This is a genomic window from Sodalis ligni (assembly GCF_016865525.2).
Lineage (GTDB): Bacteria > Pseudomonadota > Gammaproteobacteria > Enterobacterales > Enterobacteriaceae > Acerihabitans > Acerihabitans ligni.
In genome coordinates this window covers 6,311,097-6,331,189 of record NZ_CP075169.1, presented here as the reverse complement: position 1 = coordinate 6,331,189, position 20,093 = coordinate 6,311,097, and the positions used below count along the sequence as shown (strand labels likewise).

The following is a 20,093-nucleotide window of genomic DNA, read 5'->3' as shown; positions in this document are numbered from 1 at the left end:
GAACAGTCAATATTTGCCGGTGGCTGCTGCGCCCGTCACAATACTTACCCCGGAACTGGTGCCGATACGGGTGGCGCCGGCCAGTATCATGGTTTGCGCGGTCTGACGATCGCGAACGGCGCCGGATGCCTTGACGCCTACGTCCGCCCCAACGGTCTGCCGCATCAGCCTGACGTCCTGTTCCCGGGCGCCGCCGGTGCTAAAACCCGTGGACGTTTTCACAAAGGCCACCTTAAGTTCGCGGCAAATCTGGCAAACTTGCACGATCTGCTCTTCGCTCAACAGGCAGGTTTCCAATATAACCTTCAATGGTGTGGCGGCGCAAACCTGGTGCACTGCCTGTATATCGGCGGTTACCGCGTCGATTTTCCCGCTTTTCAGCCAGCCGACGTTAATCACCATATCGATCTCCCCGGCCCCGGCTTCGATGGCCGCTTTTGCTTCAAAAGCCTTGGCGGCGGTCAGGCCGGCTCCCAAAGGGAAACCTACCACCGAGCACACTTTAACGTCGGCTCCCTGCAGCGCACGGGCGGCGAACGGCACATAACCGGAATTTACGCAGACGGCATAAAAGCCATACTGCTTTGCTTCTTCGCATAAGGCGGCTATTTGCGCCTCGGTGGCGTCCATCGCCAGCAGGGTGTGATCGATATAACGGGGAAAGTCGATTTCTGTTTTGTTCATGAGTGCGTCCTCGTGAGGGATGATGTTAATGTGAAAATAATAACATTATCTAACACCGTTATATAGCCATTTGTCCGTTAATTTTTCTCATGAGATGTGATATGTGTCATATTATTAACATTTATGGGTTGATAATGTTAGCGTAGTAACATTGAATGCTATGAAAACATTAGAGAGGCAAATGATTATGGATATAGCGGTTATTGGTTCCAACATGGTGGATCTGATTACCTATATCACCGAGATGCCGAAAACCGGGGAAACGCTTGAAGCCCCGGATTTTGAGATCGGTTGCGGCGGTAAAGGCGCTAATCAGGCGGTGGCGGCAGCCAAACTGGGCGCCGGCGTGATGATGATGAGTAAGGTCGGCGACGATCTGTTCGCCGACAATACGGTAAATAACCTGCGCCGGTACGGCGTCGATACCCGCTATGTTGAGAAGGTGCCGGGGGTTTCCAGCGGAGTGGCGCCGATTTTTGTTGATCGGGATTCACATAATCGCATCTTGATCATTAAAGGGGCCAATAACCATTTGACGCCGGCGGATGTTGACCGTGCGGCGGAGCAGCTCAAGGACTGCAAGCTGATTATCCTGCAGTTGGAGATTCCGCTGGCGACGGTGTATCACGCCATCGACGTTGCCCGGCGGCTGCATGTGCCGGTGATTCTTAATCCGGCGCCGGCCAGCCGGGAGCTGGATATCGCTTATGCCTGCCAGTGCGATTTTTTCATGCCTAATGAAACGGAGCTGGAAATCCTGACCGGTATGGCGGTGGACAGCGAAGAGCATATCCTTGCCGCCGGCCGCTCTCTGCTCTCCCGGGGGCTGAAAAACCTGATTATCACCATGGGACACCGCGGCTCGGTGTGGTTGACCGGCGACAGCGTCCACCGGGTGGATGCGGTGCCGGTACAGGCCGTGGATACCAGCGGCGCGGGCGATGCCTATATAGGGTGTTTTGCCCATTACTACGTCGGCAGCCAAGACGTGAAGCAGGCTATGACATATGCCTCGGCCTATGCCGCCTTCAGCGTACGGGGCAAAGGCACTCAGCGTTCCTATGCCGACGCCGCCCAGTTCCATGATTTCCTCGCCACCTTACATCAGGAATAACATCATGCACCACAATACGGTACAAATGCCTGACGGCTATCTGAATAAAACACCGCTGTTTCAGTTTATCCTGCTGTCTTGCCTGTTTCCTCTATGGGGCTGTGCGGCCAGTTTGAACGATATCTTGATTACCCAATTCAAAACGGTGTTCGCCTTAAGCGATTTCGCCAGCGCGCTGGTGCAAAGCGCGTTTTACGGCGGCTACTTTCTGATTGCCATTCCAGCCTCGATGGTCATTCGCAAAACCAGCTACAAAGTGGCCATTATGACGGGCCTGTCGCTGTATATCATCGGCTGCGTGCTGTTTTATCCTGCGTCTCATATGGCCACCTACACCATGTTCCTGGCGGCGATTTTTGCCATCGCCATCGGCTTGAGCTTTCTGGAAACTGCGGCCAATACCTACAGTTCGATGATCGGTCATCGCGACTATGCGACGCTGCGGCTTAATATCAGCCAGACCTTTTATCCCGTCGGCGCGCTGATGGGCATTGTGCTGGGCAAATATCTGGTTTTCCAGCAAGGGGACAGCCTGAGCAGCCAATTGGCCGCTATGACGCCGGAACAGGGGCATCAATTCCGCCTGAATATGCTGGAACTCACCCTCGAACCTTATAAGTATCTGATCATGGTGCTGGTAGTGGTGCTGGTCTTGTTTGCCATTACCCGCTATCCCCGTTGCAAGCCTGTGGTAGATCGGCAAAAAACCGCCGCGCCGGGTATGGGTGAAACCCTGCGTTATCTGGCCGGTAACGCTCGCTTCAAAAAGGGTATAGTCGCCCAGTTCCTTTATGTGGGGATGCAGGTGGCGGTATGGTCGTTTACCATTCGTTTGGCGCTGAACCTGGGCGCGGCCAATGAACGGGACGCCTCCAACTTCATGATTTACAGCTTTATGTGTTTCTTCGCCGGTAAATTTATCGCCAATTTCCTGATGACGCGTTTTATGCCGCAAAAAGTCCTGATCGCCTATTCCATACTGGGGGTCGCGACTCTGGCCTATGTGGTGATGGTGCCGAATTTTACCGCCGTATATGCCGCGGTGTTTGTCAGCGTCTTGTTCGGACCCTGCTGGGCCACCATTTACGCCGGCACGCTGGATACCGTGGACAACAAATATACCGAAGTGGCCGGGGCGATTATCGTCATGGCCATTGTCGGCGCCGCCGTGGTGCCGGCAATCCAGGGCTTTGTTTCCGATCATTTGGGTTCGATGAAAGAGGCATTCAGCGTCTCGCTGCTGTGCTTCGCCTACGTGGGATTCTATTTCTGGGGTGAATTGCGCAACCATCAGCATCAGTTGCTGGCAGACCCCGCCCGTTCGGTCATGGATAGCAAACTTTAACCGCAGGAGAAGCGATTATGTCAGCCGTCATTCATCTTCAGCGCAACCAGTTCAGCGAACAGCCGGTTTGTCTGGTGGAAAGCGCCGAGCTCAGCGTTACGTTGTTCAAATACCGTTCCGGCATTGAAGCGGTGACCCTGCGCAACAGCCGCGGTTTTATTACCCTGTTGCCTTTTTACGGCCAAATGATTTGGGATGCGCAGTTTGAGGGTCATGATTTGAAAATGACCAATCCGTTTACCGAGCCGAAACGGGGCGAGTCGGTGGTGGATACCTATGGCTGCTTTGCGTTCCATTCCGGCCTGCTGAGCAACGGTTGCCCGTCCCCGGAGGATGTTCATCCCCTGCATGGCGAAATGCCCTGCGCACCCCTGGACCGCGCCTATCTGCTGCTGGACGGGGACAGCGTCGCCCTGGGGGGGGACTATGAATACGTCAAGGGTTTCGGCCATCATTACCTGGCGTCGCCGGCAGTGAGGCTGGCGGCCGGCGAGACCCTGATGACCATTACCATGCGGGTGACCAATCTTGCCAGCGTGGCGATGCCGCTGCAGTATATGTGCCATATGAACTACGCCTATCTGCCGGGGGGGGCCTTTAGCCAGAATATCCCCGACGGGGCGTTTTCACTGCGCACCTCCATTCCCGGACATGTGCATCCCACGCCGCAATGGCTGGATTATACCGCTACCCTGACGGACAATCCCTCGGCCTTCGGCGCGTTGGATCAACCGCAATTCTACGATCCGGAAATTGTGTTTTTCGCCGATAACCTGGCGCAATACACGCCGCAACCGGAGTTTTTTATGCAGGCGCCGGATAAAGGGCCGCGCTTCGTTACCCGGTTTTCCAGCGAACAGTTCAACTACGCGACCCGCTGGATTTTGTATAATGGCGATCAAAAGGTGGCGGCGTTTATCCTGCCCGGCACCTGCCGTCCCGAGGGACATATCGCGGCGCGCCAGGCCGGGACGCTCATCGAGCTGCCCGCGGGGGCAACGCGGGAATTTACCGTGGTCACCGGCCTTGACGGATAACCAGACACTATTCACCCCCTGCATTGCCGTACCGGGCGCATCCAATGATGCGCCCGGCGCCGTTTCCGCCGTCGACATGACCGCGTAATCTCTGTTGATTACTGTTCAGTTGGATTATTTCCCGCTACAGTGAGAACACCATGCAAAGAAGGGAGGGAGCCATGCTTTATATCTTTGATTTAGGCAATGTCGTTATCAATATCGATTTCGGCCGGGTTTTGGGCGTCTGGAGCAAATTGAGCGGCGTCCCGCTGGCCATCCTGAAAAAGAAGTTCGTCATGGGCGAGGCCTTTGAGCAGCATGAGCGGGGCGATATTACCGATGAAGCCTTTGCCGCCAGGATTTGCGGGGAGTTGGGCATTGCGCTGAGCTTTGAACAGTTCACCACCGGCTGGCAGGCGATTTTCGCCGGTGTGCGCACCGAGGTTATCGATATCATCCAGGCTTTGCGGCGGCAGGGACATCGGGTGGTGGTTTTATCCAATACCAACCGCCTGCACTGTAATTATTGGCCGAGCCAGTATCCCGAAATACAGCAAAGCGTGGATAAACTCTATCTATCGCAGGATTTGGGCATGCGTAAGCCGGACCCGGCAATTTACCGCTATGTGCTGGAGCAGGAAGGGGTAGCCGCTGCAAAGGCCATCTTTTTCGACGATAACGCTGATAATATCGCCGGCGCGAAAACGGTCGGTCTGCAAACGGTGCATGTTACCGATCCTGACGTCATTCCCGCTTATTTTGCCTGACAGAACCTGGACCCCGCGCAAGGCGGTGCTCAAAAAGCATCGGCCCGTTCATTGAGGAAAATTGCGATGAGACGTCCTAACCTGAAGGAATTCAGCCGTTGTTATTCCTTCATCAAGCTATTAGTCATACGTATTGATCAGGACCGGCTGACGGTGCTGGCCGGGCATCTGGCTTATGTCTCGCTGCTCTCCCTGGTGCCGTTGGTGACCGTGGTGTTTGCGCTGATTGCCGCTTTTCCGGTCTTTTCGGATGTGAGCGTAGAACTCAAAAATTTTATCTTTAACAATTTTATGCCCGCCACCGGCAATGTGATTCAGCGTTACCTCGAGCAGTTTATGCTTAACACCAGCAAAATGACGGTGGTGGGCACCTGCGGTCTGATTGTCACCTCGCTGCTGCTGATTTATTCCGTGGATACCGTGCTTAACACTATTTGGCGCAGCAAAAAGAAGCGCCCTCTCATATTTTCGTTTGCGGTCTACTGGATGGTGTTGACCCTGGGTCCGTTATTAACCGGCGCCAGCATGGCGCTCAGCTCTTATCTCTTATCCATCACCTGGCTGCAACCCACCGGTTCCAGTCTGTTTGCCACCGTCGCCCTGCGGGTCTTTCCGCTATTGCTCTCCTGCGCCTCGTTCTGGCTGTTGTACAGCGTGGTGCCCACGGTACGGGTGCCGAGCAGGGATGCGCTGGCGGGCGCGCTGGTGGCCGGTCTGCTTTTTGAACTGGGGAAAAAGGTTTTTGGTTTATATGTCACTATGTTCCCCTCCTACCAATTGATTTATGGCGTGTTGGCGGTGATTCCAATCTTATTTCTCTGGGTATACTGGAGCTGGTGTATTGTATTGCTGGGGGCGGAGATTACCGTCTCGCTGGCCGAACACCGGCAGTCGGCGTTAGAGGAGACGGTCTCCCGATGATTGCGTTGATTCAGCGGGTTTTGCGTGCACGGGTTACCGTGGACGAAACCGCGGTGGGGGAAATCGGCCCGGGGCTGTTGATTCTGCTGGGAGTAGAAAAGCAGGATAATGAACAGATCGCGGCAAAACTTTGCCAGCGGGTGCTGGCTTATCGTATTTTCGGTGACTCACAAGGCAAAATGAACCTGGATGTCCGCCAGTCCGGCGGCAGCGTGCTTATTGTGTCACAGTTTACATTGGCGGCGGATACCGACAAAGGGCTGCGGCCCGGCTTCTCCCGCGGCGCATTGCCGGCGGAAGCACAACGGCTTTACCACCATTTTACCGAGTGCTGCCGCCGGGCGGATATCCGGACGCAAACCGGCCGCTTTGGGGCGGATATGCAGGTGGAGCTGGTGAATGACGGGCCGGCGACGTTCTGGTTGCAAGTCTGAGTCGGTAGAAGCACTCAAAGAGAGAGTCTGTCATGTATCACTTGCGCGTTCCGCAAACCGAGGAAGAGTTAAAGGAATACTATCAGTTCCGTTGGGAAATGTTACGTAAGCCCTTGCATCAGCCGCCGGGCTCCGAGCGAGATGCCTATGATGCCATGGCGCATCACCAGATGGTGGTGGATGAAGAGGGGAAACCCGTGGCGGTGGGCCGGCTGTATATCAATGCCGACAACGAGGCGGCCATCCGTTTTCTGGCGGTGGACCCGCAGGTGCAGGATAAGGGCCTGGGCACGCTGGTGGCCATGACGCTGGAATCCGTCGCCCGCCAGGAAGGGGTAAAGCGGGTGGTCTGTAGCGCCCGCGAGGATGCGGTGGATTTTTTCGCCAAGCTGGGTTTTATCAACCAGGGTGAAATTCTGGCGCCGTCCTCCACGCCCATACGGCACTTTTTAATGATTAAACCCATTGCCACGCTGGATGATATTTTGCACCGGCCGGATTGGTGCGGCCAGTTGCAGCAGGCCTGGTACGAGCATATTCCCCTGAGTGAAAAAATGGGGGTGCGCATAAGCCAGTACACCGGCCAGAAATTCATGACCACTATGCCGGAAGCCGGTAATCAGAATCCCCATCATACGCTATTCGCCGGCAGCCTGTTTTCACTGGCCACCCTCACCGGCTGGGGATTGATCTGGCTATTGCTGCGCGAGCGCCAACTGGGGGGCACCATAATCCTGGCGGACGCCCATATCCGCTATACGACGCCGGTTACCGGCCGGCCCTGCGCCATTGCGGATCTCGGTTCACTGAGCGGAGACCTGGACCGGCTGGCCCGCGGACGCAAGGCGCGGGTTCAACTGGAAGTGGAATTGTTCGGCAACGATAAACTGGGCGCGGTGTTCAAAGGCATCTATCTGGTGCTGCCGCCGGCGCATGATAGGCCGCTGGAGCGCGGCGGCTCCCATGCGGATTGATTTGTAGCGCTTCGGCTCCCATGCGGATTATCTCTGGCGCTCCGCGCCTTCTGCGGATCGCCATTTTGCCATGCAACGCCCCTTGCCCCAAGGGAATTGCACTTTAGCCCCCGGCGTTTCGGGGACGGTTTCCCAAAGGCTCAATGGGCCGTATCCTCCGCCACCTGGCCATTGCTCATGGTCTGGTTAAGTGATTGTCCTTTTGCGTCGACGGCCTGCAGCCTGCCGTTCAGTGTCGGCCTCAGGGGCGCCTGTGCGGTGAGCTGGCCGGTGAGGGTTAGCTGAACGTTGCCGTTGCCCGATAACGGCATGGCAGGCCATCCCCAGCGCTCCAGCACGTTTATCGGAACCGCTTTGCCGTTCAGGTTGAGCGAAAAGTTACGTGAGGGCTGCTGGTTAATCAGGGCGGTGGCCTCCAGCAATCCGTCACCGGCGAAGGCGCTCAGATCGGTGACGGTGATTTTGTCCGGATCGGCGGTTAACGCCAGCGACGGACGCCGTACGTCGATTTTATTGAAGGTGGCATCGCTGCCGTTAAGATTCAGGCTGCCGGACCAGATGCCCCATTGATGGTTGCGCGCCAGCTCCAGCTGCTTGCCGTATCCGTCCAGCGCGGTGATTTGGAACGGGAATGAAGGATTGATATCAATCAACAGGTTCCGATTGGCGGTGAATTTATCCACGGTGACCTGCGCCAGCCAGGAAGGCAGCGGCTGCTGCCAGCTGTCACGCCAGTTTGCCGGCAGGGTATATTCCAGCCCCGCCACCATGAACTCGTCCAGTTCCAACTGCTGTCCGTCGCGCAGCCACCGGCCCGAGGTGCGCATCAATCCGCCTTGCCAGCGTCCGCTGAACTGGCGGATTTCTATTCCCTGGGGCGATAGGGCCAGATTGGCGATGGGATCGTTCAGATGCACCGTCCCGTTGATAAGGTCGGTGGCGTTGAAGGACAGTGAACCGTCATCGGTGGTCCAGTCGCCGTCCTGGAAGGTGATATTCCGCAAGGTCATGTCCAGGTCGCTGAAGGCCCAATCCTTCCCTTCCATGCGCGCGTCGATCAAATCGAAGCGATGGATGGTGATTTTCGGCACCTGGGAGATCTGCTGCAAAAAATCATTCAGGCTTTTTTCGGTTTGCATCCGTACATTGCTCAGACGCAGATTATCCACCAGCCAGCTGCCGTCCTCGTCCCGCTTCGCATTGCCGGTTAATTCGCCCTGGGACAGATCGGCCCCGAGATTATCCAGCTTCAATTGATGGTTATCGATTTCCCCTTGCACCAATACGTTTTCCGCCGGCACGTCGTTTAGGGTCAAAGAGCGCGCGCTCAGCTGAAAGCGGGCGTTACGCCCGAGGGGAAATTCCTTTTCCGGTTTCCAGGGCGTGATGCCGGCGTTGACATTTTGCCCATTAAGCCGCCAGCCCCCCTGGGGAGACCGCACCGCCATACCGTTCAGTTGCAGGACGTCCGCCTGTAGCGAGGAGAGGGGCGGCGAGGTATCCATATCCAGGGTGCCGTCCTGCATCTGGATCCGGTAAAAATGGAAGGGGTCGGTGAGTTGGCGTGCGCCCAAACCGGCCACCAACTGCTTGGCGACCAGGGTGGGCGGATGTCCTTTTTGACCGAAGGTGATATTTACAAAAGAAATTTCAGTGGGATCGGACCAGGAATGATCAATTTTTTCCAATGACAGTTGGAAATCGCTGTGCTGGGTAACCCATTTGCTGACCCAGCCCGCGCCCCAAGGAGTTTGCAGCAAGACGTAGATCAGGACGATTATCAATAGCAATATCAAAAGTATTGATAATATGAGTTTCCCAATAAATTTCATCGCTCAATCCATCGCTGTCATAAAGGTTACAGTGTTTATGCCGTAATTAGCGGCGCTTCTCAATAGGCAATGTGTTTTCCGAAAAAGCCGCTGTATTGAGACAGCGGCTTGATAAAAGGAGGAATGTTAATTAATTGTGTTCCGGCGGGAACAGTAAATTCAGGATGATGGCGGTAATGCCGCCGGCGGCAATACCGGATGACAACAGCGTTTTTAACCATTGCGGCGCGAATTGCAGAATCAGGGGCTGCTGCGATACCCCCAGGCCCACCGCCAGAGAAAGGGCGATGATCATAATGGCGCGACGGTTTAGCCGTTCCCGCGAGACGATGCGGACGCCCGAAGCGGCGATAGTGCCGAACATCACAATGGTAGCGCCCCCCAGCACCGGTTCCGGAATATGCTGGACGAATCCGCTGACCACCGGAAACAGCCCGAGGGCTATAAGCATCAAAGCCACGACAAAACCCACATAGCGGCTGGCGACGCCGGTGAGCTGGATGACGCCGTTGTTCTGGCCGAAACAGGAGTTGGGAAAGGTATTAAACACCGCGGAAAGAAAAGAATTCAGCCCGTTGGCCAGCACGCCGCCTTTCAGACGGCGCATATAGACCGGCCCGCGTACCGGTTGTTCAGAGACATCCGAGGTGGCGGTGATATCGCCGATGGTTTCTATGGAAGTCACCATAAACACCAATATCAGCGGCACCAGCAGATTCCAATCGAACCCCAACCCGTAATAAAGCGGGGTCGGCACCATGATAAGCTTATGGGGAGCCACAGGTCCGGACGGCGGCAACATGCCCAGCAACCAGGCCGCCGCATAGCCCACCGCCATGGCGATCACCAGCGAAGCCACCCGCAAATACGGGTTGCGCTGGCGGTTAAGTAAAATGATAACCACCAGCACAATCCCCGCCAGCAGAAGATTTTTCGGCGCGCCGAAGGTGTGGTCGCCCATGGCGGCAAACCCGCCGCCGATAGAGGTCAGTCCCACCTGGATAAGGGAAATACCGATAATCATCACCACGATGCCGGACACCAGCGGCGTGATAATGCGGCGCGCCAGATGCAGCACGCGGGAGAGCAAAATCTCGGTACAGGACGCCACCATCAGGGTACCGAACAGGGCCGCCATCATGGTGGGCACATCGGCGCCGCCGTTTTTCAGGGCCAGCCCGCCCATGATAAGCGGCGTGACAAAGTTGAAGCTGGTACCCTGAATGGATAACAACCCCGATCCCACCGGTCCCCAGGTTTTGATTTGCAGTATGGAAGCCAGTCCGGAAGCGAACAACGACATGCTGATAATATGCTGCGTATCCTGCGCCGGCAGCCCCAGCGCCTGGCAGATCAGCAGCCCGGGGGTGATAACGGCGATAAACATCGCCAGTAAATGCTGACAGGCGGCAAACAGGGTTTCCGCCAGTGGCGGACGATCGTCAAGATGGTAAATCAGCTCGCTTTTGACAACGGGAATCGGCGCGTCATCGATTTCATAGGAAGGCATTGTCATGTTGAATGGCTTTCATGGGCGGCAAAGGAGGCATTTTAATCAACTTGTTTCTAAAAGCAATCGATTGCTTACAACCCGCATCCCAACCGGTTGATATAAGTCAACTCAGTTGCAAATTCCCGATTCCCGCCCACAGCCGGTTACGCTAATACGGCTGGCCGTAACCGAACGCCCCTTCTTCCAGACAAATTTCCGCGGCGAACGCCGCCGCCCGCGCCAGGCTGGCCGCCATGCGCGTTTCCGCCGACACGGAAAAATCACTTGCCAGGGCCGCCGCCGGCGTTGCCGCGCGGTCCCCTGACCCGGAGGAAAAGGGTATCAATTGCAAATAATCCAGCAAAAACGCCGTAATAAACGCATCTCCCGCTCCCAGCGTATCCACCGGCGACACCTTAAGGGGCATTTGCCGATACCAGCGCCGACCATCGAACGACACCGCTTCTTCACCACCCCGTGTCGCCACCGCGCAACCGCAGCCGGCGGCCACCGCCCGCCGCAAAATCTCCTCGCTCTGCGCCAGCGTACTGCCGGCGCAGGAGAAAAAGCCGTAATCCACCCAATGGCATAGCGCCAGCGCCGCCGGCAAATGGAAATCGTCCGAAAAATCATAAGACACCGGTACGCCCAGCCGGCTCAGCGCCGGCAACTGCGCATCCAGATAGCCATAGCTGCCGGTATGGATCAGCGCCGAATCCCGCACATAATCGCCCTCCGCCAGCACAAAATCCATCGACGTCAACCGGCTGACCCCGCCCTGGTTCGAACCAAGAAAAATTCGTTCACCGTCCGTGATGGTCAGGCTGGCCCAGCCGTTTTCTCCGGACACCTGACGGCAGCGCGATGCATCCACGCCCTGCTGCGCTAAGGCCGCCTTGACCTGCGCCGCCGCCGCATCGTCGCCAAACACCCCCATATAGGCCGACGGACAACCCAGCCGTGCGGCATATACGCTGAAATTCAGCGCATTGCCTCCGGGGTAGCGCGTGCGAATATGCGTATACTGATCGACCACATTATCGCCGATACCGATAACTTTCATCACACCTCCGCCGGGCAAAAATCAAACCGCCGGGACCTTAGGCCCGGCGCCGCTGGTTTAATCGTCTGCATTAATATGCCACCCGGCCCATATAACGGCGCGTCTCCAGCGGGTGCTGGCGCAGGGTTGCCAGCGCCGCGCGATATTCACACATCACGCTGTAAAACAAGACGGGGTTGAAATATTCCACCACCGTCGGCGGCAGGATCCCGATACCCAGCTCATTGGCATCGATAATTTCCACTTTTTCGGCGTACTGTTGCAAGAACACCCGCGCCCGCTCGTCAAGCGCTCGGGTGCGGCCCTCGTTCATCATCAGGATAAACGGCGTTTCCCGATCGGTCACCTCAAACGGTCCGTGAAAATACTCGCCGGAGTGAATGGGGGCCGCATTCAGCCACTGCATTTCCATCAGCGAACAGATGGCGAAACCATAAGCGTGGCCATATGACGCGCCGCTGGAAAGGATATAAAACAGCGACTCGTGCTGATAGCGCTCGGCAAATGCCGCGCAGCGCGCGGCCACCTTGGCGCGGGCACGCGACACCACGCCGTCGATTTGCGCCAGCCCCTGGCCGAACGCGGCATAATGCTCGTAGCCTTCGGTCTGGGCCAGAATCTCGACGCACAGCCCAAGGATGAGCGCCATCGGATTATCCGCCACGTTGCTATCGTTACCCCAGGTATAGACGATATTATGATCGGCATGCTGCCGCAAATCGGCTTCGTTGTTATGAGTCAGCGTCACGGTCGTGGCCCCGCGCCGTTTGGCCAGCGCGGCGGCGGCCACGGATTCCGGCGTATTGCCGCCGTGTGAGCACACGATCGCCAGCGAGTTGCGGCCCAGGCGCCTGGGGGCGGCGTGGACAAATTCGTTGGCGGTGATCATGGCGCAATGCAGTCCCGTCGATTCGGCCTCAAGAAAGTATTTGGCCGGATACATGTCGACCAGCGACCCCCCGCAGGCCACCAGGAAAACCTGGCGTATACCGCCGGTGTCTGCCGACCCGGCCACCGCCGCGGCAATAATGGAATGCACATTCATAACGAATACCTTGTTTTATTTGAAACGCTGCAATAGCTAGGCGAGGATGTGGGGCAGACGGCCGGGCCGTTCGCGCAAGGCTCAGTCGCCATAAATATTAAAATTAAAATATTTGGCCGCCAGTTTGTTATAGGTGCCGTCGCTTCTGATTTTGGAGATCGCCCGGTTGAGCGAGGCCTGTAACTCAGTGTCTTCCTTACGCAGCCCAATGCCGGTGCCCGGCCCAAAAATCTCGGCGTCATTCACGCGCGGCTGTATCAGGGTGAAATTCTGTCCCTGGGGCTTATTCAGCAGCGATTCGGTCACCACCGTGGCATCGTCCAGAGTGGCATCCAGCCGCCCCACCACTAAATCAGCGTAGACCGCGTCGGCGCTCGGGTAAGGCACGATATCCACCCCGGCCGGCGCCCAGAATTTTTTCGCGTAGGCTTCGAAGACCGATCCCTGCTGCACGCCGATGCGTTTGCCCTTGAGAGATTCAATCGTTGGTTTCAGTCCGCTGTTTTTAGCGGCCACCAGGAACGCCGGAGTATTAAACAGCTTATCGCTGAAGTTGATTGCTTTGCCGCGCTCGGCGGTAATGCTCAGCGACGAGAGGATGGCGTCGAATTTTTTGGCCTTCAGCGCCGGAATAAGCCCGTCGAAACTATTTTCAACCCAGTGGCATTTGGCCTGAAGCGCGCTGCAAATCGCGTTGCCCAAATCGATATCAAAACCGGCCAGCCGGCCGTCGGCGGTTTTGTATTCAAACGGTGGAAAAGTGGCATCAACGCCAAAACGAATGTCCTGCTGCTGGGCCTGCGCGGAACAGGCCAGCAGGGTAAGCGAAAGGGATAACCAATGCCTTGTTTTCATCGAAACGGCTCCGAAGGATAAGTTGACTGCCTGCCCCGGCCGTCCGGATAATGAACGGCGCGATAAAATGTACCATAAATTAGACCATAGCATCATGGTATAACTTATATTGGCGACCGAGGCAACAGCCAGCAAGCGCAATATCGATAATTCGCGCGAGCCGGGGCGGGGATGACACTGACCTTTGGCGCCGGAGGGCGGACGGTGGTATAGTTAGCTATCGGCACAGTAGATTGCCAACGGATATCCAGCGCCGGTATTACCACCGATCGGCCGGATCACTCCGCCGCACGCGCCCGGATGAAAATAGACCATGGATAAACAGACCGAACGCCGCGCCGGCCAACGGCCGCGCAAAGCCTATCTGGCCACGCGCGAGGCATTGCAACATCTGCTGGAAACGCCGGAATTCAATCCCGGCGATCAAATTCCCTCCGAGCGCGACCTGGCGGACATGCTTGGCATCAGCCGCATGACCCTGCGCAAAATCCTCGATGAGCTGATCGGGACCGGCGTGCTTGAGCGTCGCGGCAATCGCGGTACGTTTCTGACCAGCACGGCCATCGAACGGCCGCTGACGCAGCCGGTGCAGTTGGGCATCAGCAAGATAGTCGAACTGAACGGCGCGGTGCCGAGCAGCAGGCTGATTTTTTTCCACCAGGCCGCGGCCAGCTCGCGCATCGCCCGGCTGCTGGCTATCAAGACCGGCACGCCGGTCTTGATCATCAAACGCCTGCGCCTGGCGGATACCAAACCATTCTGCCTGGAAACCAGCTATCTGCCGCAGGAGCGGGTGCCCGGCCTGTGCGCGGAGGATATGCGCCAGGGCACGTCCCTCAATCAGCTATTGGCTGCGCGCTATGGCATCGTCGGCGTATCCGACGAAGGCACCATCCGCGTAGGCATCATGACCCCGGAAGAGCAGGAATTGCTGCAGGCCGAACCCGGTTCGCCGGCGCTGACCTACCGCGGTGTGATTTTCGATAGCGATAAACGGCCGAACGAATATTTGGTCTCGGTCAACCATCCGCAGCGGGTGGCATTTCGGATTGCCACCACCCTGTCGTCCGGGCAGGCCCTCGCCCGACGTGAAAGCGATGCCGGACCGGCCGCCGATCTGCTGGTCTGACGCCGTTCGCTGCCGCGTAACGTTACGGCAGGCCGAGGCGAGTCATGCTAAAGGGAGAGCGTGCCTCAGGAGTTGCTGCTACGCATTGGTGTAACGCACCCGCTCCGGCATCCAGCGCTCAATCAGCAGCCGGGCGGAGTCGGGATGATGCTCATGAATATGGCGCGCCAGGCGCTGGACCTCCGGGATCATCGCCTGGTCGCGCAGCAAATCCGCCACTTTGAACTCCGCATTGCCGGTTTGGCGCGTACCCAGCAGTTCCCCGGGGCCGCGGATTTCCAAATCCTGCTGGGCGATGGCAAAACCATCATTGGTATCCCGTAATACCTGTAACCGCCTCTGGGCGGTTTTACTCAGGGGAGACTTATATAACAGCACGCAATGGGAGGCTACCGCGCCGCGGCCGACCCGGCCGCGCAGCTGGTGCAATTGCGCCAGGCCCAGACGTTCGGGATTCTCGATAATCATCAGGCTGGCATTAGGCACATCCACCCCCACTTCTATCACGGTGGTGGCCACCAGCAAATGGATCTCCCCGGCCTTGAACGCCCGCATAATCTCCTGCTTTTCCTTGGACTTCAGCCGGCCGTGCACCAGACCGATACGCAGCTCAGGCAAGGCGGCCTGCAGGTCTTCCCAAGTGGCCTGCGCCGCCTGGGCCTCCAGCAAATCGGATTCATCAATCAGGGTACAGACCCAATAAGCCTGGCGCTGCTCTTGCAAACAAGCCTGCCGCACCCGCTGTATAACCTCGGTCCGCCGGCTATCCGGAATGGCCACGGTGGTCACCGGCGTACGCCCCGGGGGCAATTCATCGATAACCGAGGTATCCAGATCGGCATAAGCGGTCATGGCCAGGGTCCGGGGAATGGGAGTGGCGGTCATGATCAACTGATGTGGATGGTAGCCCTGCGCCAGCCCCTTTTCCCACAGCGCCAAACGCTGATGGACGCCAAACCGGTGCTGCTCATCAATGATAACCAGCGCCAGCCCTGAAAATTGCACCTGCTCCTGAAATATCGCATGGGTACCCACCACCATGCCCACGCTCCCCTGCGCGATGGCGTCCTGCTGGGCCTGGCGCGCCTTGCCCTTTTGTTTGCCAGCCAGCCAGCCTACCTCAATGCCCAGCGGTTCGAACCAGGCGCGGAAGGTCATGGCATGCTGCTCCGCCAGCAGCTCGGTGGGGGCCATCAGCGCCACCTGCTTACCCTCGCCGATGGCCCGCAATGCCGCCAGCGCCGCCACCAGGGTTTTTCCCGAACCCACATCCCCCTGCACCAGCCGCATCATCGGCACCGGCTGCGCCAGGTCCCGTTCTATTTCATCCACCACCCGCCGCTGCGCGCCGGTGGGCGTAAAGGGAAGCAAAGAGAGAAACCGCTGTTTCAACTGCGGTCCCGGGGTTAACGCCAGGGCCAGATCTTTGCGCACCCCGGCCCGTACCGCCAGCATGCTGAGATTATGGGCCAGCAATTCTTCCAGGATCAGACGCCGCTGGGCCGGATGTTTGCCCTGCTCTAGATCCGCCAGCGAGATATCCGGCGGCGGGCGATGCAACGTGCGCAGCGCCTCGGGCAAGCCGATAAGTCCCCGGCTCAGCTCCGGCGGCAGCAGTTCGGCAATGGGATAGGTATCGAGCAAAAGCAGCGCCTGATCCGTCAGATTGCGCAGTGAGGCCTGGCGGACGCCTTCGGTGGTGGGATACACCGGCGTCAGGGCCGGGGCCAGTTCGACCTCGCTGTGATCGCCGAGGATATGGTATTCCGGATGGATGATTTCGGCCCCCAGCTGTCCGCGCCGGATTTCGCCATAGGCGGTAATCCGGCGACCGGCGGCCAGGCTGTTTTTCATCGAGGCGTTGAAGTTGAAAAAGCGCAGGGTGATAAGGCCGCTGTCGTCGCGGACCCGGCAGGTCAGCATGCGCCGCCGGCCGAAGCTGATGTCGGACCCGAGCACTTCCCCCTGCACCGTTACAAACATGCCGGGCAGGACGTCGCCGATGGCGTATAACCGGGTGCGGTCTTCGTAGCGCAAAGGCAGATGCAGCAATAAATCCTGGAGATTTTCCAGCCCGAGCCGGGCGAGCTTGGCCGCCTGTGCGGGACCGACCCCTGAAAGCGTATTCAACGGTATGGCGTTCAGCAGACGGCCTTCCATCATTTCAGCTCTCCGTGGCAGATTAACCCCGGAGGGGGTTAATTCCGGTTGCGCGTCACCTTGATCACATCCGGCATTACGCGTATTTTGCGCATGATGTTGGCCAGATGGACACGGTCGCGGGTGGTAAGACGGATAAACGCGCTATAGACCCGGCCGTCTTTTTCTTCGGTGTTCAGGCTCTGGATATTGGAATCGGCGGCGTTAATGGCCGCGGTCAGATTGGCCAGTACTCCCTGATGATTAAACATGTCCACTTTGATTTCGGCAATAAATTCCTGCTCGGTATCCAACTGCCATTCCACCGCCATGAATTTTTCCGCGTCTTTCTGGATACCGCGGATATTGCGGCAGGATTCATGGTGTACCACCAGGCCTTTGCCGGGGCTGACGTGGGCGATAATCGGATCTCCGGGGATGGGGCGGCAGCATTTGGCGAAGGTGATCAATACGCCGTCGGCGCCTTTGATGGGCAGCGTCTTCGGACCGGGCTGCGCCATATTGGACTGATCGCCCTGCAGATTGCGGGCAATAACCACGCTCATGGCGTTGCCCAGGCCGATTTCCGCCAGCAGGTCATCAAGGGACGCCAGTTTCATCCGGTCCAGCTCGCGCTGAAGGTTTTCCGGCGCCACCTCGGCCAGTTTCCGGCTGCCCCCCAGGGCGTGATTCAATAGTCTGCGGCCCAGGCTGACGGAATCGTCGCGCTTAAGGTTCTTCAGCATCTGGCGTATCTTGGCCCGTGCCTTGGAACTGACCACAAAGTTCAGCCACGCCGCATTGGGACGGGCGCCGGGAGCGGTGATGATTTCCACCGCCTGTCCGCTGGTCAAGGCCTGCGACAGGGGATACGGCTGTCGATCCACTCGGGCGCCAACGCAGGCATGGCCGATATCGGTATGCACCGCATAAGCGAAATCCACCGGGGTGGCGCCCGCCGGCAGCTCGACGATGCGGCCTTCCGGCGTGAACACATAGATTTCATCCGGGAACAAATCGGATTTGACGCTTTCGATAAATTCAAACGAGCTGCCGGCGCTCTGCTGCAGCTCCAGCAGGCTTTGCATCCAGCGCTGGGCGCGGATTTGGGCCGTGGTGCCGGTTTCGCCCTGTTCTTTATAAGCCCAGTGCGCCGCCACCCCCATTTCCGCCATTTGATCCATGTCTTCGGTGCGGATTTGCACCTCGACCGGAACGCCATGGGGACCGATCATGGAGGTGTGCAGGGACTGGTAGCCGTTGGCCTTGGGAATGGCGATATAATCCTTCACCCGCCCGGGGCGCGGTTTATACAGGCTGTGCATCTGTCCCAATACGCGATAACAGGTGTCCACTTCGCCGACGATCACCCGAAAGGCATAGATATCCATAATGGAATGGAAACGCTGCTCTTTAAGGTGCATTTTGCAATAAATGGAATAAAGATGCTTTTCCCGTCCGCTGACCCGGCAGGGGATGCCGGCTTCGGTCAGTCGCCCTTCGATTTCGGCGAGTATCTTCTGGATCATCTCTTTGCGGTTGCCGCGCGCGGCCTTGACCACTTCTTTGATGACCCGGTAGCGGTTCGGATACAGCGCTTCGAAGCCCAGCTCCTCAAGTTCCGTCTTGAGATGGTGGATGCCGAGGCGATGGGCCAGGGGGCTGTATATTTCCAGCGTTTCACGGGCGATGCGCCGGCGTTTGTCGGGGCGCAGCGCACCCAGGGTGCGCATGTTATGCGTTCTGTCCGCCAGCTTGATCAGCACCACCCGGATATCCTGCACCATCGCCATGATCATCTTGCGAAAGTTTTCCGCCTGGGCTTCTTTCTTGTCGCGGAACTTCAGCTTGTCGAGCTTGGATACCCCTTCCACCAGCTCCGCCACGCTTTTACCGAACAGTTGTTCCATGTCCTGGTAGGTGGCGGGGGTATCCTCGATGACATCATGCAGCAACGCCGCCATCAGCGTTTCATAATCGAGGCGCATTTCCGCCAGGATGCATGCCACGGCCACAGGGTGGGTAATGTAGGGCTCACCGCTGGAGCGTGTCTGCCCCTCGTGAGCATCACGGGCGACAAGATACGCCTGCCGGAGGAGTTTGATTTGATCCTCTGGCAGGTAACGTTGAATCAATAGATTCAGACTTTCAAACAGATACAATTGCGAACCGTTGTTTGAGGTTAGCGACGGCCTTCAGCAATCGCGGTTACCGCCTGGATTTCCGCGGCTTCCTGCTCCTGCTGTTCCTGACGATCCCGCAGGTCGAGGATCTGATTGGTAATCAGGCCTTCTTCGATTTCACGCAGGGCGATAACGGTGAACTTATCGTTTTCTTCAGCAACCAGAGGGTCTTTGCCGCCGACCTGAAGTTGCCGAGCTCGACGAGCAGCGACCAGCACCAGGTCAAAACGGTTACCAATTTTTTCGACGGCGTCTTGTACAGTTACGCGTGCCATATGCGAGCTACTCCACAGATGAAGAAATGACTGGGCATCATACTGAAAGTTGTCTCAGTCCGCCAACAGTTTGGTGATTAAAGCGTCATGCCGCAGTTTTTGGCGGTTCAGACGCAGACGTTCGGCACGGATGATGGTTTTCAAATCCATCAGCGCCGTATTAAATTCATCATTTACGATCAGGTAATCATATTCGGCATAATGGGACATCTCGGCCACCGCCTGCGCCATGCGCCCGGCGATGATTTCGTCGCTGTCCTGTCCGCGGCCCCGCAGCCGGCGATCCAGTTCCTCTTTGGAGGGCGGCAGCACGAAGATACTGCGCGTCTGGGGCATTTTGTTACGAATTTGCTGCGCCCCTTGCCAATCGATATCCAAAAAGACGTCCACGCCGGTGGATAACACCTGTTCGATCATTTCGCGGGAAGTGCCGTAATAATTACCGAAGACGTTCGCATACTCCAAAAAGGCGTCTTCCTTGATCATGCGTTCGAATTCCGCCTTGGAAACAAAATAATAATGTTCACCCTGTTTTTCACCCGGACGAACGGGGCGCGTGGTGTGGGAAACCGAAACCTGAGTGTCGTAAAGCGGTTGTGTTTTAAGCAACGCCTGAATCAGGCTGGATTTTCCCGCGCCGCTGGGTGCGGAAACAATGTAAAGCGTTCCTTGAACCATACTGGGATTTTCGACTGTGGTTAATGAATCGACGCATCTATACCCGATGGCGTTCAAGCGTCAGCTGCCGCTTGAAAGATGGTGGGTATAATTGATCACAGCGGTTATTATACACGGCATTGGCGCCGGATGCAGCCTCACTTG

At 57.4% G+C, this 20,093-nt stretch carries 18 protein-coding genes; 8 read left to right on the top strand and 10 right to left on the bottom strand.

The features are described 5' to 3' along the window. Window positions 1–6: 6 nt before the first annotated feature. On the bottom strand, window positions 7–684 hold the full coding sequence (gene deoC / locus GTU79_RS29410; RefSeq protein ID WP_203524205.1) for a deoxyribose-phosphate aldolase: 678 nt from the start codon (window positions 682–684) through the stop codon (window positions 7–9). 187 nt (window positions 685–871) lie between these two features. On the opposite strand from deoC, the gene rbsK reads away from it, so the two are divergent. The 7 genes from rbsK (at window position 872) to fabY (ending at window position 7,258) form a co-directional block, all read left to right on the top strand. Then, window positions 872–1,798, top strand: coding sequence for a ribokinase (gene rbsK / locus GTU79_RS29405; RefSeq protein ID WP_132924168.1), 927 nt, complete (start codon window positions 872–874; stop codon window positions 1,796–1,798). Window positions 1,799–1,802: 4 nt separating this feature from the next. Beyond that, complete coding sequence (gene fucP, locus GTU79_RS29400; protein ID WP_203524204.1) at window positions 1,803–3,143, top strand: L-fucose:H+ symporter permease; 1,341 nt, start codon at window positions 1,803–1,805, stop codon at window positions 3,141–3,143. 17 nt (window positions 3,144–3,160) lie between these two features. Then, window positions 3,161–4,180 (top strand): aldose 1-epimerase family protein, encoded by a 1,020-nt coding sequence (locus GTU79_RS29395; RefSeq protein ID WP_203524203.1) that lies wholly within the window; start codon window positions 3,161–3,163, stop codon window positions 4,178–4,180. Window positions 4,181–4,341: 161 nt separating this feature from the next. Beyond that, complete coding sequence (gene yihX, locus GTU79_RS29390; RefSeq protein ID WP_132924171.1) at window positions 4,342–4,929, top strand: glucose-1-phosphatase; 588 nt, start codon at window positions 4,342–4,344, stop codon at window positions 4,927–4,929. Between the two features lie 66 nt (window positions 4,930–4,995). Continuing rightward, window positions 4,996–5,850 (top strand): virulence factor BrkB family protein, encoded by an 855-nt coding sequence (locus tag GTU79_RS29385; protein WP_203524202.1) that lies wholly within the window; start codon window positions 4,996–4,998, stop codon window positions 5,848–5,850. Continuing rightward, entirely contained in the window at window positions 5,847–6,284 is a 438-nt protein-coding gene (gene dtd / locus GTU79_RS29380) for a D-aminoacyl-tRNA deacylase (RefSeq protein ID WP_203524201.1), read from the top strand. Before GTU79_RS29385 ends, dtd begins: the two co-directional genes overlap by 4 nt. A 32-nt stretch (window positions 6,285–6,316) precedes the next feature. Then, on the top strand, window positions 6,317–7,258 hold the full coding sequence (gene fabY / locus GTU79_RS29375) for a fatty acid biosynthesis protein FabY (protein WP_132924174.1): 942 nt from the start codon (window positions 6,317–6,319) through the stop codon (window positions 7,256–7,258). 140 nt (window positions 7,259–7,398) lie between these two features. Here fabY and GTU79_RS29370 read toward each other — a convergent pair whose 3' ends face one another. The 5 genes from GTU79_RS29370 to GTU79_RS29350 form a co-directional block, all read right to left on the bottom strand. After that, the gene (locus GTU79_RS29370; protein WP_203524200.1) at window positions 7,399–9,090 is read right to left on the bottom strand and encodes an AsmA family protein; all 1,692 of its coding nucleotides are present in this window, start codon (window positions 9,088–9,090) and stop codon (window positions 7,399–7,401) included. A 130-nt stretch (window positions 9,091–9,220) separates the two neighbouring features. Further along, complete coding sequence (locus tag GTU79_RS29365) at window positions 9,221–10,606, bottom strand: uracil-xanthine permease family protein (RefSeq protein WP_203524199.1); 1,386 nt, start codon at window positions 10,604–10,606, stop codon at window positions 9,221–9,223. Window positions 10,607–10,751: 145 nt separating this feature from the next. Continuing rightward, entirely contained in the window at window positions 10,752–11,645 is an 894-nt protein-coding gene (locus GTU79_RS29360) for a PfkB family carbohydrate kinase (RefSeq protein WP_203524198.1), read from the bottom strand. Between the two features lie 70 nt (window positions 11,646–11,715). Then, on the bottom strand, window positions 11,716–12,690 hold the full coding sequence (locus tag GTU79_RS29355; protein WP_203524197.1) for an SIS domain-containing protein: 975 nt from the start codon (window positions 12,688–12,690) through the stop codon (window positions 11,716–11,718). Window positions 12,691–12,771: 81 nt separating this feature from the next. After that, window positions 12,772–13,545: an ABC transporter substrate-binding protein gene (locus tag GTU79_RS29350; protein ID WP_203524196.1), complete on the bottom strand. Its 774-nt coding sequence runs from the start codon at window positions 13,543–13,545 to the stop codon at window positions 12,772–12,774. Window positions 13,546–13,858: 313 nt separating this feature from the next. Here GTU79_RS29350 and GTU79_RS29345 point away from each other — a divergent pair, with 313 nt between their 5' ends. Further along, window positions 13,859–14,674 (top strand): GntR family transcriptional regulator, encoded by an 816-nt coding sequence (locus GTU79_RS29345; RefSeq protein WP_203524195.1) that lies wholly within the window; start codon window positions 13,859–13,861, stop codon window positions 14,672–14,674. A gap of 78 nt (window positions 14,675–14,752) precedes the next feature. Here GTU79_RS29345 and recG read toward each other — a convergent pair whose 3' ends face one another. Genes recG through gmk form a run of 4 tightly spaced genes read right to left on the bottom strand, consistent with a single transcriptional unit; the run spans window position 14,753 to window position 19,949 of the window. Beyond that, window positions 14,753–16,834, bottom strand: coding sequence for an ATP-dependent DNA helicase RecG (gene recG / locus GTU79_RS29340; protein ID WP_203524305.1), 2,082 nt, complete (start codon window positions 16,832–16,834; stop codon window positions 14,753–14,755). Between the two features lie 38 nt (window positions 16,835–16,872). Next, the gene (spoT, locus tag GTU79_RS29335; protein WP_132924176.1) at window positions 16,873–18,975 is read right to left on the bottom strand and encodes a bifunctional GTP diphosphokinase/guanosine-3',5'-bis pyrophosphate 3'-pyrophosphohydrolase; all 2,103 of its coding nucleotides are present in this window, start codon (window positions 18,973–18,975) and stop codon (window positions 16,873–16,875) included. Window positions 18,976–18,995: 20 nt separating this feature from the next. Continuing rightward, window positions 18,996–19,271: a DNA-directed RNA polymerase subunit omega gene (gene rpoZ, locus GTU79_RS29330; protein ID WP_132924177.1), complete on the bottom strand. Its 276-nt coding sequence runs from the start codon at window positions 19,269–19,271 to the stop codon at window positions 18,996–18,998. Window positions 19,272–19,325: 54 nt separating this feature from the next. Further along, the gene (gmk, locus tag GTU79_RS29325; RefSeq protein WP_203524194.1) at window positions 19,326–19,949 is read right to left on the bottom strand and encodes a guanylate kinase; all 624 of its coding nucleotides are present in this window, start codon (window positions 19,947–19,949) and stop codon (window positions 19,326–19,328) included. Window positions 19,950–20,093 lie beyond the last annotated feature (144 nt).